At 74.2% G+C, this 13,221-nt stretch carries 16 protein-coding genes; 9 read left to right on the top strand and 7 right to left on the bottom strand.

Going from position 1 to position 13,221, the window contains the following annotated elements; all coding sequences use genetic code 11:
* The first annotated feature begins 21 nt into the window (after nucleotides 1-21).
* The 5 genes from RB608_RS20820 to RB608_RS20800 all read left to right on the top strand — a co-directional run bounded on the left by RB608_RS20820 (nucleotide 22) and on the right by RB608_RS20800 (nucleotide 6,063).
* Entirely contained in the window at nucleotides 22-2,067 is a 2,046-nt protein-coding gene (locus RB608_RS20820; RefSeq protein ID WP_308089970.1) for a primosomal protein N', read from the top strand.
* A gap of 27 nt (nucleotides 2,068-2,094) precedes the next feature.
* The gene (def, locus tag RB608_RS20815; protein WP_308089969.1) at nucleotides 2,095-2,640 is read left to right on the top strand and encodes a peptide deformylase; all 546 of its coding nucleotides are present in this window, start codon (nucleotides 2,095-2,097) and stop codon (nucleotides 2,638-2,640) included.
* Nucleotides 2,637-3,572 carry a methionyl-tRNA formyltransferase gene (gene fmt / locus RB608_RS20810; protein ID WP_308089968.1) on the top strand — a complete coding sequence of 312 codons (936 nt, stop codon included), beginning with the start codon at nucleotides 2,637-2,639 and terminating at the stop codon, nucleotides 3,570-3,572. Before def ends, fmt begins: the two co-directional genes overlap by 4 nt.
* A complete protein-coding gene (locus RB608_RS20805; protein WP_392391029.1) occupies nucleotides 3,565-4,929 on the top strand; it encodes an RsmB/NOP family class I SAM-dependent RNA methyltransferase in 1,365 nt (454 codons plus the stop codon). Before fmt ends, RB608_RS20805 begins: the two co-directional genes overlap by 8 nt.
* A gap of 117 nt (nucleotides 4,930-5,046) precedes the next feature.
* The gene (locus RB608_RS20800; RefSeq protein ID WP_308089966.1) at nucleotides 5,047-6,063 is read left to right on the top strand and encodes an LLM class flavin-dependent oxidoreductase; all 1,017 of its coding nucleotides are present in this window, start codon (nucleotides 5,047-5,049) and stop codon (nucleotides 6,061-6,063) included.
* A gap of 102 nt (nucleotides 6,064-6,165) precedes the next feature.
* Here RB608_RS20800 and RB608_RS20795 read toward each other — a convergent pair whose 3' ends face one another.
* Nucleotides 6,166-6,552, bottom strand: coding sequence for a MerR family transcriptional regulator (locus RB608_RS20795; protein ID WP_308089965.1), 387 nt, complete (start codon nucleotides 6,550-6,552; stop codon nucleotides 6,166-6,168).
* Nucleotides 6,553-6,636: 84 nt separating this feature from the next.
* Between RB608_RS20795 and RB608_RS20790 the strand changes: the two genes are divergently transcribed.
* A complete protein-coding gene (locus RB608_RS20790; protein WP_308089964.1) occupies nucleotides 6,637-7,869 on the top strand; it encodes an MFS transporter in 1,233 nt (410 codons plus the stop codon).
* Here RB608_RS20790 and RB608_RS20785 read toward each other — a convergent pair.
* Genes RB608_RS20785 through RB608_RS20775 form a run of 3 tightly spaced genes read right to left on the bottom strand, consistent with a single transcriptional unit; the run spans nucleotide 7,775 to nucleotide 9,708 of the window.
* Nucleotides 7,775-8,410 (bottom strand): hypothetical protein, encoded by a 636-nt coding sequence (locus RB608_RS20785; RefSeq protein WP_308089963.1) that lies wholly within the window; start codon nucleotides 8,408-8,410, stop codon nucleotides 7,775-7,777. The genes RB608_RS20790 and RB608_RS20785 overlap by 95 nt on opposite strands.
* A complete protein-coding gene (locus RB608_RS20780; RefSeq protein ID WP_308089962.1) occupies nucleotides 8,407-8,928 on the bottom strand; it encodes a SigE family RNA polymerase sigma factor in 522 nt (173 codons plus the stop codon). The genes RB608_RS20785 and RB608_RS20780 overlap by 4 nt, the downstream gene beginning before the upstream one ends.
* Before the next feature lie 48 nt (nucleotides 8,929-8,976).
* Nucleotides 8,977-9,708 carry an AAA family ATPase gene (locus RB608_RS20775; RefSeq protein WP_308089961.1) on the bottom strand — a complete coding sequence of 244 codons (732 nt, stop codon included), beginning with the start codon at nucleotides 9,706-9,708 and terminating at the stop codon, nucleotides 8,977-8,979.
* A gap of 28 nt (nucleotides 9,709-9,736) precedes the next feature.
* Between RB608_RS20775 and RB608_RS20770 the strand changes: the two genes are divergently transcribed.
* Together RB608_RS20770 and ligD are read left to right on the top strand one after the other, a co-directional pair.
* Nucleotides 9,737-10,282, top strand: coding sequence for an NUDIX hydrolase (locus RB608_RS20770; protein WP_308089960.1), 546 nt, complete (start codon nucleotides 9,737-9,739; stop codon nucleotides 10,280-10,282).
* A gap of 18 nt (nucleotides 10,283-10,300) precedes the next feature.
* Nucleotides 10,301-11,260 carry a non-homologous end-joining DNA ligase gene (gene ligD / locus RB608_RS20765; RefSeq protein ID WP_308089959.1) on the top strand — a complete coding sequence of 320 codons (960 nt, stop codon included), beginning with the start codon at nucleotides 10,301-10,303 and terminating at the stop codon, nucleotides 11,258-11,260.
* 45 nt (nucleotides 11,261-11,305) lie between these two features.
* Here the strand turns inward: ligD and RB608_RS20760 are convergent, their stop codons facing one another.
* Entirely contained in the window at nucleotides 11,306-11,500 is a 195-nt protein-coding gene (locus tag RB608_RS20760) for a hypothetical protein (RefSeq protein ID WP_308089958.1), read from the bottom strand.
* 99 nt (nucleotides 11,501-11,599) lie between these two features.
* Nucleotides 11,600-12,040 carry a DUF4440 domain-containing protein gene (locus tag RB608_RS20755; protein WP_308089957.1) on the bottom strand — a complete coding sequence of 147 codons (441 nt, stop codon included), beginning with the start codon at nucleotides 12,038-12,040 and terminating at the stop codon, nucleotides 11,600-11,602.
* Between the two features lie 10 nt (nucleotides 12,041-12,050).
* On the opposite strand from RB608_RS20755, the gene rpe reads away from it, so the two are divergent.
* Nucleotides 12,051-12,752 carry a ribulose-phosphate 3-epimerase gene (rpe, locus tag RB608_RS20750; protein ID WP_392391028.1) on the top strand — a complete coding sequence of 234 codons (702 nt, stop codon included), beginning with the start codon at nucleotides 12,051-12,053 and terminating at the stop codon, nucleotides 12,750-12,752.
* Nucleotides 12,753-12,768: 16 nt separating this feature from the next.
* On the opposite strand, the gene RB608_RS20745 is transcribed toward rpe, so the two are convergent.
* Nucleotides 12,769-13,209: an OsmC family peroxiredoxin gene (locus RB608_RS20745; protein WP_308089955.1), complete on the bottom strand. Its 441-nt coding sequence runs from the start codon at nucleotides 13,207-13,209 to the stop codon at nucleotides 12,769-12,771.
* Between the last annotated feature and the right edge of the window lie 12 nt (nucleotides 13,210-13,221).

Raw genomic sequence — 13,221 nt, 5'->3', positions numbered from 1 at the left:
CCCGCTGGTAGAACTTCCGGCATGACCCCCACTCCCGACGAGCCGGCATTGGAGCTGCCCGGCCTCGTTCGGGACCGGGCGGCCGAGGGGCGGGCCAAGGCGGCCGCCACCCGGGCCCGGAAGGTCGCCGAGGCGCAGATCGCCGAGGTGGACCCGGTGGCCCGGGTCGTGCTCGACCTGCCGCTGGCCCACCTCGATCGGGTCTTCGACTACGCCGTCCCGGCCGCCATGGCCGAGGGGGCCGTGCCCGGCAGCCGGGTCAAGGCGCGCTTCGGCGGACAGGACGTCGACGGGTTCGTGCTCGCCCGCTCCGCCGCGTCCGACCACGAGGGCCGGCTGGCGCCGCTGAGGCGGCTGGTCAGCCCCGAGCCCGTCCTCAGCCCCGCCGTGGCGGCCCTGTGCGAGCGGGTCGCCGAGCGGTACGCCGGCGTCAGCGCCGACGTGCGTCGGCTCGCCGTCCCGCCCCGACACGCCACCACGGAGAAGGAGCCGACGCCGCCCGAGCCGCCCCTGACGTACGACGCCGGCGATGCCGAGCGCGCCTGGTCGGCCTATCCCGCGGCGGCTCCGTTCCTGGCTCACCTGCGCAGCGGGCATCCGCCCCGGGCGGTGTGGTCGGCCGGCCCGGGGGAGGACTGGCCGCTGCTGCTGGCCCACCTCGCCGGCTCGGCGCTGGCGGCCGGCCGCGGGAGCGTGCTGTGCCTACCCGACCACCGCGACGTCGCCCGCGTCGACGCCGCCCTCACCGCCGTGCTGGGCGAGGGCCACCACGTCGCCCTCCAGGCCGACGCCGGCCCCGCCGCGCGCTACCGCGAGTTCCTCGCGGTCAGTCGGGGCGAGCGGCGGATCGTCGTCGGCACCCGCTCCGCCGCCTTCGCCCCGGTCCGTGACCTCGGGCTGGTGGCGATGTGGGACGACGGCGACGACCTCCACGCCGAGCCGCGGGCGCCCTACCCGCATGTCCGCGAGATCCTGTTGCTGCGCGCCGAGCAGGAAGGCGCGGCGGCGCTGGTGGGCGGTTTCGCGCGGACCGTCGAGGCGCAGCACCTGCTCCGCACCGGCTGGGCGCGGGAGATCGCGCTGCCGCGGGCCGCGGTGCGCGAGCGGGCGCTGATCGGCATCAGCGGGGCGACCGATGTCGCGATCGCGCGCGACCCGAGCGCCGGGGCGGCTCGGGTGCCGCGGGAGGCGCACGACGCGCTGCGCTGGGGTCTGGCCCGGGGGCCGGCGCTGGTCCAGACGCCGCGCTCCGGCTACGCCCTGCGGCTGGCCTGCGAGCGCTGCCGGACCCCGGCGCGGTGCCGGGCGTGCGCGGGGCCGCTGGAGCTGACCGGGCCGACCACGCCGCCGCGCTGCCGCTGGTGCGCCACCGAGGCGCCCGGCTGGTCGTGCGGCGAGTGCGGCGCGACCGGGCTGCGGGCGCCGGTCGTCGGTGATGCCCGGACGGCCGACGAGCTGGGCCGCAGCTTCCCGAAGGTCCCGGTCGTGTCGTCCTCCGGCGACCAGGTCCGGGCCCGGGTAGGCCCCGAGCCGCGGATCGTGGTCGCGACGCCGGGCGCCGAGCCGGTCGCCGACGACGGGTACGCCGTCGTCCTCCTGCTCGACACCTGGTGGGCGCTGGGGCGCGACAGCATGCGTGCCCCGGAGGAGGCGCTGCGCCGCTGGTGCAACGCCGTCGGGCTGCTCGGCCCCGGTGGGCGCGCGCTGGCGGTGGGCGATCCGGCCGCGCCCGCGCTGCAGGCGCTGGTGCGCTGGGACTCGGCCGGGTTCGCCGTACGCGAGGCCGAGGAGCGGTGGGAGGCGCGGCTGCCGCCGGCGGCCCGACTGGCGACCGTGACCGGCCCGCCGGGCGCTCTCGACGACCTGCGCGCCCTGCTGGCGCTGCCCGAGTCCACCGAGGTCCTCGGCCCGGTCCCCACCCACGACCCCGACGTGGAGCGGCTGGTGCTGCGCGTCCCGCGAGCACTGGGCACCGAGCTGGCCCGGTCGCTGGCGGAGGCGCAGCGGCTGCGCTCGGCCCGCAAGCTGGAGCCGGTGCGGATCCAGGTCGATCCCTGGGAGCTGTGACCACCGGTGCGCCGATAGGCTGACGCGGTGGCGATCCGACCCATCCGACTCTTCGGCGACCCCGTCCTGCGCAAGCCCGCGATCGAGGTCGTCCATTTCGACGCCGAGCTGCGCCAGCTGGTCACCGACCTGACCGACACGATGCTCGACGCACCCGGCGCCGGGTTGGCCGCGCCCCAGATCGGCGTGGGTCTGCGGGTCTTCACCTGGTACGTCGACGGCGAGGTCGGCCACCTCGTCAACCCGGCGCTCCAGCTCTCCGACGAGACCCAGGACGGCCCCGAGGGCTGTCTGTCGCTGCCCGAGCTGACCTACGACTGCCTGCGCGCGCTGTCGGTGACGGCGACCGGCTTCGACATGCACGGCGAGCCGGTCACCATCGCGGGGTCCGACCTGCTCGCCCGCGCCATCCAGCACGAGACCGACCACCTGGACGGGATCCTGTTCATCGACCGCCTCGACGAGGCCGGTCGCAAGGCGGCCATGCGCGAGATCCGGGAGTCGGAGTGGTTCGGGCTGGAGAAGCCGACCATCAAGGTGTCTCCGCACGCGACCGGGGGCTTCGGCCGATGAGAGTCGTCTTCGCCGGCACCCCGGAGGTCGCGGTCCCCGCGCTCGACGCGATCGCCTCGTCGGCTCACGAGCTGGTCGGGGTGGTCACCCGTCCCGACGCCCCCGCCGGCCGCGGGCGCAAGCTCACGCCGAGCCCGGTGGCGCAGCGCGCGGGGGAGCTGGGTGTGCCCATCCTCAAGCCCGTACACCCGCGCGAGCCCGAGTTCCAGGAGGCGCTGCGGGCGCTGGAGCCGGACTGCTGCCCGGTCGTGGCCTATGGCGCGCTCATCCCGCGCAGTGCGCTCGACATCCCCCCGCACGGCTGGGTCAACCTGCACTTCTCGGTGCTGCCGGCCTGGCGCGGCGCCGCGCCGGTGCAGCACTCCATCTGGGGCGGCGACGAGTTCACCGGCGCGACGACCTTCCGCATCGTCGAGGCGCTCGATGCCGGCCCGACGTTCGGGGTGATGACCGAGCGGATCCGGCCGACCGACACCGCCGGCGACCTGCTCGGGCGGCTGGCCGAGGGCGGCTCCAGCCTGCTGGTCGCGACCCTCGACGGCATCGCCGACGGATCGCTCGAGGCGCGTGAGCAGCCGGCCGACGGGATCAGTCTGGCCCCCAAGATCAGCGTCGACGACGCCCGCGTCGACTGGAAGGAGCCGGCGGTCGGCGTCGACCGCCGGATCCGCGCGTGCACGCCCGGCCCCGGCGCCTGGACGACGCTCGACGGTGAGCGGGTCAAGCTCGGCCGGGTCGAGATCGTCCCCGGCAGCTCCGACGGCCCCGAGCTCACGCCCGGCGCGATCCGGGTCGGCAAGAGCGAGGTGCTGGTCGGCACGGGCAGCGACCCGGTCCGGCTGACCGAGGTCAAGGCGTTCGGGAAGAAGCAGATGAGTGCGGCCGACTGGGCGCGCGGCGTACGCCTCGCGGAGACCGCGACCTTTGAGTAGGCCACCGTCGAGCAGGCCGGCGAGGCGGGCGGTCGACCCCGCCCGACTGGCTGCCTTCGAGGTGTTGAAGGCGGTGCGCGTCGACGGCGGCTTCACCAACCTGCTGCTGCCCACCGTCCTCGCCCGGCACGGCCTGACCGGCCGCGACGCCGCCTTCGCGACGGAGCTCGCGTCGGGCACGATCCGCCGGCAGGGCACCTACGACGCCGTGCTGGCCGCGTGTGTGGACCGACCGCTGCGCAAGGTCGAGGCGAAGGTGCTCGACGCGCTGCGCCTCGGCGCCCACCAGCTGCTGGCGATGCGGGTGCCCACCCACGCGGCGATCGACACGACCGTCACGCTGGTCCGCGCCCAGGTCAACCAGGGCGCGGCCGGCTTCAGCAACGCCGTGCTGCGCAAGGTGGCGGCGCAGGACCTCGATGCCTGGCTGGCGCAGGTCGCGCCGGCCGACCTCGCCGTGGCCCACAGCCATCCGGCCTGGGTGGTCGCCGAGCTGGGGCGCGCGCTGGGTGACCGTGACGACGAGCTCCCCGCGCTGCTGGCCGCCGACAACGTGCCGCCGCGGGTCACCCTGGTGGCTCGGCCGGGGCGGGTCGAGCGCGAGGAGCTTCCCGGCACGCCGACCCCGTACTCGCCGTACGGCGTCGTGCTCGACGGAGGCGACCCGGCGGCGGTCCCCGCGGTCGCCGAGGGCCGGGCGGGGGTCCAGGACGAGGGCTCGCAGCTGGTCGCGCTGGCGCTCGCCGCGGCGACCGTCCAGGGACGCGACGAGCGCTGGGTCGACCTCTGCGCCGGTCCCGGCGGCAAGGCGTCGCTGCTGGCCGCCCTCGCCGCCGCCAGGGGCGCGACGGTGACCGGTGTGGAGCTGCACCACCACCGGGCCCGCCTCGTGGCCCGCGCCGCGGCCGGCGGTCCGGGCCTGGCGGGCGTCGTCCGCGCCGACGCGACGCGGGCCCCGTTCGCCGACGGCAGCGCCGACCGGATCCTGCTCGACGCGCCCTGCACCGGTCTCGGCGCCCTCCGCCGGCGCCCCGAGGCGCGCTGGCGGCGCACCCCCGCCGACCTGGCCGGGCTCGTGGCGCTCCAACGCGCACTGCTCGCCGAGGCGGCGCGGGTGCTGCGGCCGGGGGGAGCGCTGCTCTACGCGACCTGCTCGCCCGTGCTGGCCGAGACCGCCGACGTGGTGACCGCCGCACTCGCCGACCACACGGTGTCGTCGGGGCTACGCCTCGACGACGTGCGCGAGCACCTGCCCGGCGTACCGGACGCCGAAGGGCCGCTGCCCGGCACCGTCCAGCTGTGGCCGCACCGACACGAGACCGACGCGATGTTCCTCGCGCTGCTGCGCCGTACTTGATGGGTAGTTCCTGCGCTTGTTGGCCGTTGCAACCCCCAACAAGTGCATGAATCCCCGGCTGACCGGGGATTCAGGCAGTCAGGGAATGCCCCACGTTGGTTGACGGTTCAACCAGTCATGAAGAAGATCGGGTTCCTCTCGTTCGGCCACTGGACGCCGAGCCCGCACTCCCAGGTGCGGACCGCCTCCGACACCCTGCTCCAGTCGATCGACCTCGCGGTCGCCGCGGAGGAGCTCGGCGCGGACGGCGCGTACTTCCGCGTGCACCACTTCGCCCGGCAGCTCGCCAGCCCGTTCCCCCTGCTCGCCGCGATCGGGGCGCGGACCAGCCGGATCGAGATCGGCACCGGCGTGATCGACATGCGCTACGAGAACCCGATGTACTTCGCCGAGGACGCCGGCGCCGCCGACCTGATCTCGGGCGGCCGGCTGCAACTCGGCATCTCGCGCGGGTCACCCGAGCAGGTCGTCGACGGCTGGCGCTACTTCGGGTACGCGCCGGCGGAGGGCGAGACCGAGGCAGACATGGCCCGCCGGCACACCGAGGTCCTCCTCGAGGTGCTCAAGGGCGACGGCTTCGCCCAGCCCAGTCCGCGGCCGATGTTCGCCAACCCGCCGGGTCTGCTCCGACTGGAGCCGCACTCCGAGGGTCTGCGCGACCGGATCTGGTGGGGCGCCGCCTCCAACGGCACCGCCCGCTGGGCCGCCGAGCTCGGCATGAACCTGATGAGCTCGACCCTCAAGGAGGACGAGAGCGGCCAGCCGTTCCACGTCCAGCAGGCCGACCAGATCCGGGTGTTCCGCGAGGCCTGGGCCGCCGCCGGCCACGCGCACCAGGCGCGGGTGTCCGTCAGCCGCTCCATCTTCCCGCTCGTCTCCGACGAGGACCGGATGTACTTCGGCGGCCGTCCCGAGGACGACCAGGTCGGCCAGATCGACGACATGCGCGCGATCTTCGGCCGCTCGTACGCCGCGGAGCCGGACCAGCTCATCGAGCAGCTGCGCGGCGACGAGGCTGTCGCCGAGGCCGACACGCTCCTGCTGACGGTCCCCAACCAGCTGGGCGTCGACTACAACGCCCACGTCATCGAGTCGATCCTGACGCACGTGGCTCCGGGTCTCGGCTGGCGCTGAGGCGCGACGCGTCACGCCGATTGGGCACAAACCGCACGAATTCGGCCCGGATCGTTGCGGTTTGGGACCAAACCGCAACGTCCTGAAGTGCGTCCCGGCGGACTACGCCGTGGACAGGTCGGCGCCGGCGCCGACCTTGGCGAGGAACTGCCGGATGGTGTCACGGCTGCGACTCAGGCAGGCGATCCGCTTCTCCAGGCCGACCAGTTCCTGCGCGAGCAGGACGGCCACCTCGGCCGAGCAGGTGACCTGTTCTCGCGCACATGCCTCCTCGGCCTCGAGGAGCACCTTGACCAGCCGGGTCGGGACGCCGGCCTGGACCAGGCCGGCGATCCGCTCGATCCGCTCGACGTGCGCCTCACCGTAGGTCCGGTAGCCGTTGGGGAGGCGGTCCGCGCTGAGCAGCTCCTGCTGCTCGTAGTAGCGGATCAGCCGGGTCGGGACCCCGGTCCGCTCGGCCAGCTCGCCGATCCTCACGGCTGGGTCCATATCTGCGTCCTCATGTCTGCTGCCTCACATCCTCGTCGCCGGACCTTGACATTGACATCAGTGTGAAACTCTAGCGTCGAGGACATGACCTCCACCACCCCCGCCCCCGGACCATCCGCGACGCCGTCCGCAGCAGGTTCGGAGGGCCTGCCCTGGCCCGTCCTGCTCGTCCTCGGCGGCGCGACCCTCGTCATGGTGACCGGCGAGATGCTGCCCACCGCGGTCCTCGGCCCGACGAGCCGCGGGCTCGCCGTGTCCGAGTCCGCGGCCGGCCTGCTGGTCAGCATCTGGGCGGCCGTCGTCGTGGTGGCGAGCATCCCGCTGGTCCGGCTCACCCGGGGCCTGCCGCGTACCGGCGTGATCGTCGGGAGTCTGGCGGTGTTCGCGATCGCCGCCGCGGGCACGGCCCTTGCGCCGTCGTACGCCGCCGTGCTGGTCGCACGCACCCTGGGCGCCGCCGCGGTCGGTCTGCTCTGGTCGACGGTCAACGCACACGTGGCGGACCTCGTGCCCGACCGGCTGCTGGGCCGGGCGACCTCTGTCGTGCTCGGGGGCGCGACCCTCGGGATGGTCCTGGGGACGCCGGTCGGACGCCTGGTCGCGGACCTGGTCGGCTGGCGCGCGTCCTTCGGGGTGCTGGCTGGCGCGAGCCTGGCGGCGGCGGCGCTGGTGCTGCGTGTCGTCCCGACGTCACCCGCCCGGGGTGCCGACCACATCGCCGAGGACGCGCGCGGGGGCTCGCTGCGCCCGATGGTCGTGGTGACCGTCCTCGTGGCCCTGGTCCTGGTCGGCCACTACGGGGCCTACACGTACATCACGAGGCTGAGCGGACCGCCCGCGGCGGCCCTGCTGGTCTTCGGCCTGGCCTCGGCGGCCGGGGTCGTCCTCGCGGGGCGGGTGGACCGCACGGTGCGCGGTCTCGTGGCGGCCACGATCCTGACCGCGGTGGCGGTGCTGGCCGTCGGCAACCACGGCAGCCTGGGGCTCGTCGCGCTCTGGGGGATGGCGTCCGGCGCGCTCCCGCCACTCGCGCAGACGGTGATCCTGCGCCTCGGTGGACCGGGACACCGGGCCCTCGCGGGAGCGCTGATCCCGGTGCTGTTCAACGGCGGCATCGCCGTCGGCGCGGCGCTCGCGTCCGGTATCGTCGCGCGCTACGGCGTCGGCGGGCTCGGCCTGCCCGCCGCGGTGCTGATCGGGCTGGCGGCGCTCGGGCTGGCCGCTACGGCCGCTCCCAGTGGGGCGCGAAGGTCATCCCGGCCACGAACGCCGTCAGGTCGGCCGGGGACAGGCCGTCCTCCCCGCCCTGCAGCGTGACGAAGTAGTTGCCGTGCAGCGGGCTCATCCACAGCGCGGAGCCCTCCTTGTCGGCGCTGCCCTTCCAGTCGTCGTACGACGACCGGGGGCGGGCGACGACGGAGACGCCGAGCTCGCCGCGGGTGCACCAGGCCTTCTCGTCGATCGCGAAGTACTCGCAGGTCCAGCCGGGTGCGTCCACCACGACGGGGAAGGCGGGGCCGGTCGGGACGGCCGGCGCGACGGGGTCGGCGCCGGGCACGGTCACCGTCGCGGTGGCGGTGGGAGTGCTCGCCACGGCGTCGTCGCGGGCGGCCGTGCCGGGCCCGGACAGCACACCGGCAGCGACGGAGACGGCGGCCACCACGGCCACGCCCGCGGCGGTGCCGGACAGGGCCACCCGGCGACGGCGCCTCATCCGCTGGCCGGCGCCGAGGGAGGCGATGGCGAGATGCTCGAGGTCGGGCCGCTCGTCGCGGAGCCGTTCGCGCAGCGCGGGGCCGACGAGCGTGTCTAGCCGGTCGAGCCGGTCGGGTCGGTCGACGGGGTCGTGGTCGGTCATGGGAGGTTCCTCTCGGAGACGGGGGCGATCAGGGGGCGCAGCCGCAACAGGGCACGGCGCGCGCGGGTGCGCACGGCCGAGTCGGTGATTCCGAGCTCGGCGGCGGTGTCGGCGACGCTGCGGTCCTCCCAGTAGCGCAGGAGGAGCACGGCGCGGTCGAGCGGCGCGAGCCCGGTGAGCGCCGCGAGCAGGTCGACGCGCAGCTCCGGGTCGGCGCCGGGAGCGTGGGGAGGTCCGATCTCGGCGTCGCTCAGGTCGCGGGGCCGCTCGCCGTTGCGCCGCAGCCGCCGGTGGGACAGGAAGGTGTTGAGCAGGGTCGTGCGGGCGTAGGCGAGCGGGCTCTCGGCCGCCGTGACCCGGCGCCACCGGGTGAACACCTTGGCGTACGTCGCCTGGGTGAGGTCCTCGGCGAGGTGGTGGTCGCCGGTCAGCAGCATCGCCGCCTGGTGGAGCTGGGCGCCGGTCGCCCGCACGAAGGCGGTGAACTCCTCGGCCTGCCGATCGTCGGTCACACCCACCTGACGCTCCGAAGACCGTGGCGCGTGACAGGCGGGTTCACGAGCCCCTCAGTCCAGGACGTGCCGCAGGTAGCGCCGCGGGTCGTCGAGGTAGCGGCGCCAGTGCTGGACGAGCTCGAGCTCCTCCCACGTCGTACGGCGCAGCCCCCAGTCGCCGACCTCGAGGATCGTCGCGCCCGGCATCGCCGCGAGCACCGGCGAGTGGGTCGCGCAGAGCACCTGACCGCCCTCGCCGACGACCCGGTCCAGGACGGAGATCAGCCCGAGCGTGGAGGAGAAGGACAGCGCGGCCTCGGGCTCGTCCAGGCAGTAGAAGCCGGGGGAGTCGAAGCGGGTACGGAGCACCTCGAGGAAGGACTCGCCGTGGCTCATCTCGTGGTACGCCGAGTCCGGCTGCCGGGCCCACGGGTTCTGGTTGGCCTCGAGGAAGGTGTACCAGCCGTGCATCGTCTCGGCGCGCAGGAAGAACCCCCAGCGGCCCGCGCCCAGCCCGCGCTGGAGCCGCAGCGCGGCGTGCAGGGGTGACTCGGTCGCCCGGGTCGTGTGCCGTCCCTGGGCGGTCCCGCCCTCGGGCGACAGTCCGTAGGCCACGGCCACGGCCTCGACCAGTGTGGACTTGCCGGATCCGTTCTCACCGACGACGAAGGTCACGCCCTTGGCCAGCTCGAGTCCGTCGTGGATCACCTGTGCGACGGCCGGGATCGTCATCGGCCACTCGTCGGCGTCGAGCTCGTCGGGGTCGGCGGTGACCCGGACGACGGGCGGCTGGTCGAAGTCCACCCGCTCACGCTACGACTAGGTTGATCCGATGCAGACCTGGCAGCGCCGTTCGACCCGGATCGCGTACGAGAACCAGTGGATCCGGGTCCGCGAGGACGAGGTGACCCGGCCCGACGGCAGCGACGGGATCTACGGCGTCGTCCAGGTCAGGAACCCGGCCGTCTTCGTCGTCGCCCTCACCGACGCCGACGAGGTGGTTCTGGTCGAGGTCGACCGCTACACGACCGGCGACCGGTCGTCGCTGGAGGTGCCGGCCGGCGGCACGGACGGCGAGGACCCGCTGGTCGCGGCCCGGCGCGAGCTGCGCGAGGAGACCGGCCTCGCGGCGTCGGAGTGGCGGGAGCTCGGCCGGATGAACGCGCTCATCGGCGTCGCGGACGCACCCCAGGTGGTCTACCTCGCGCGCGGCCTCACCCATGTCGGCGACGACGCGATGCTCGAGGACGGCATCGTCGCGGTCCACCGGATGCCCCTCGGCGAGCTGCTCGCGCGCGTCGCTCGCGGCGAGATCGCCGACGACGCGACCCTGGCCGCGCTGCTCCTCGCGCTGGTCGCGCTCGGCCGCGTCGGCTGACCGGTACCCTCGACAGCCATGGCGTCCCCCGCGGTCGAGATCGAGGTCGAGAGCCGGGTCGTGCGAGTGAGCAACCCCGACCGGGTGTACTTCCCGGCCAATCCGATGTTGAAGGGCGGCGCCACCAAGCTCGATCTGGTCGAGTACTACCTCGCCGTCGGCGAGGGCATCGTCAACGCCCTGTGGGAGCGGCCGTGCATGCTGCACCGGTTCCCCAAGGGCCTCGACGGCGACAAGGTGCACCAGAAGCGCCTCCCCGCCGGCGCCCCGGACTGGGTGGAGACCGTCCAGCTGTTCTTCCCGCGCTGGAAGCGGACCGCCGACGAGCTGTGCGTGACCGAGCTGGCCTCGGTGATCTGGGCGGTGCAGATGTCGACGGTCGAGTTCCACCCCTGGAACAGCCGCCGCGGGGCGACCGAGCAGCCCGACGAGTGGCGGATCGACCTCGACCCGGGCCCCGCGTCGACGTACGACGACGTCCGCCGCGTCGCCCACGTCGCGCACGAGGTGCTCGACGAGCTGGGGGCCGTCGGGTACCCGAAGACCAGCGGCAGCAAGGGCCTGCACGTCTACGTCCGGATCCGGCCGGAGCACGACCACAAGGGCGTCCGCCGCGCGGCGCTCGCCTTCGCCCGTGAGGTCGAGCGACGGGTGCCCGAGCTGGTCACCACCACGTGGTGGAAGAAGGACCGTGACCCGGCCGCCGTGTTCGTGGACTACAACCAGAACGCCCGCGACCACACCATCGCCGCGGCGTACTCCGTGCGCGGCCTGCCGGACGCCCGGGTCTCGACGCCGATCCGGTGGGACGAGGTCGACGACGCCGATCCGCGCGACTTCACCATCCGCACCGTCCCGGCCCGGTTCGCGGAGCTGGGCGACCTGCACCACGACATCGACGACCACGCCTTCGACATCGCCCCGCTGATCGCCTGGGCCGACCGCGACGACCTGCCCGAGGAGCCGGCCGAGGAGTAGGGATCGCCTCACCCCGGGACCGGCCCGTCGCGGCGCGGATCGATCTCAGGCGATCAGGAGCTCGTCGAGCGCGGCCCGCAGCTCACGGGCATGGGCGTGCAGGATCACGGCGGCGAACCCGTTTCCCCGCGCGTCCTCGTGGTCGGCCTCGCGGTCCCAGGCCTCGGCCAGCCGTCGGACCTCTGCCCGAGGGTCCGTCGCTGCTGCGTGGTCGGCGCGCTTGCGAGCCTCACTGTTCATCATCGGCATCGTGTGCCTCCCCTGGAGACGTGGTGTTCCCACCCCCAGCATCGGCCGGTGGGCGCCACGGCGAAGCGGTATCGCGAGATCCGTGCGCCCTCACCCGCCGGCCGGGCGATCGTCGTCCCAGACGACGGCGCTGATCCGCCAGCCGGCGACGGTCCGCACGAGCTGGAGCGACTTGGTCCCGCCGCCGGTCGCGGCGGCCCCGTCCTGCCGCCATGACTTCGCGTAGGTGCACCAGACCTGGGCGATGTCCCCGAAGCGGTCGATCCGGGCGTCGAGCACCCACTCTCGGAACTCGTCCAGGGTGCCACCGCCGAGCAGCGCGACCCGGGGTGCGATGAAGGACTCGACGTCGTACGTCGCGGGCTCGCCTCCGGCGAGACCGACCAGCACCGCTTCGGGCAGCAGGACCGCGCGCAGGTCGGCGGCACGCTCCTCGGCGTGCGCTCCGCTGACGAAGGCGGCGAAGAAGCGGTCGACGACCGAGCGGACCGCTCGGTCGTCGGCGGACGGCGCGTGGTGGTCGGTGGGCACGGCCTCGATCATGCCCGAACCGCGGCCACCCCTAGACTGGCCGTCCGTGGGCCACATCCAGATCACCCCGTCGATCCTCAACTCCGACTTCACGCGGCTCGGGGAGGAGGTGGCCCGGATCCCGGGCGCCGATTGGGTGCACGTCGACGTGATGGACAACCACTTCGTGCCGAACCTGACCTTCGGCCCGGCGATGGTCGAGGCGCTGGCCCGGGTGAGCCCGGTGCCGCTGGACGCCCACCTGATGATCGACGACGCCGATCGCAACGCCCCCGCGTACGTCGAGGCGGGCTGCGGCTCGGTGACCTTCCATGTGGAGGCCGCCAAGGCCCCGGTCCGGCTCGCGCGGGAGATCCGCTCGGCCGGCGCTCGGGCGTCGATGGCGCTCAAGCCCGCGACCCCGATCGAGCCCTACGAGGATCTGTTGGCCGAGCTCGACATGGTGCTGATCATGACCGTCGAGCCCGGCTTCGGCGGCCAGCGGTTCCTCGACCTGTGCCTGCCCAAGATCCGTCGCGCCCGCGCGCTGATGGACAAGCACGGCGTCGAGACCTGGCTCCAGGTCGACGGCGGCGTCTCGCTGGAGACGATCGAGCGCTGCGCCGAGGCCGGGGCCGACGTCTTCGTCGCCGGCTCGGCGGTCTACTCCGCCCAGGACCCGGACGCGATGGTCGCCGCGCTGCGCGCGAAGGCCGAGGGCGCCCGATCCTGAGCCGAGCGTCCCGGCATCAGCCCTCGAGGGCCGCGTCGAGCGTGATCGGCACGCCGGTGAGTGCCTTGCTGACCGGGCAGCCGACCTTGGCCGCCCCGGCTGCGGCATCGAAGCCCGCGGCGTCGAGGCCGTCGACCTCGGCCCGGACGGTCAGCGTGATCCCCGTGAGCTGGAAGCCGCCGGCCGGGTCGGGCCCGAGCGTCACGTCGGCGGACACGTCGAGCGCGATCGGGGTCCCGCCGGCCTTGGCGATCTCGTTCGACAGCGACATCGCGTAGCACGCCGAATGGGCGGCGCCGATCAGCTCCTCGGGGCTGGTCGTGCCGTCGGCGTCGTCCGCGGCGCGCTTGGGGAACGAGACGTCGAAGGTGCCGGCGCCCGACGAGGTCAGCTCGACCTGGCCGGTGCCGTCCTGCAGGCCGCCGTTCCAGGCGGTACGTCCGGTGCGAGTGGGCATGGTGATCCTCTC

This window comes from Nocardioides sp. LHD-245, assembly GCF_030929495.1.
Taxonomy (GTDB): Bacteria; Actinomycetota; Actinomycetes; order Propionibacteriales; family Nocardioidaceae; genus Nocardioides.
The sequence above is the reverse complement of the archived record's forward strand: the minus strand, read 5'-3'. Positions and strand labels throughout refer to the sequence as shown.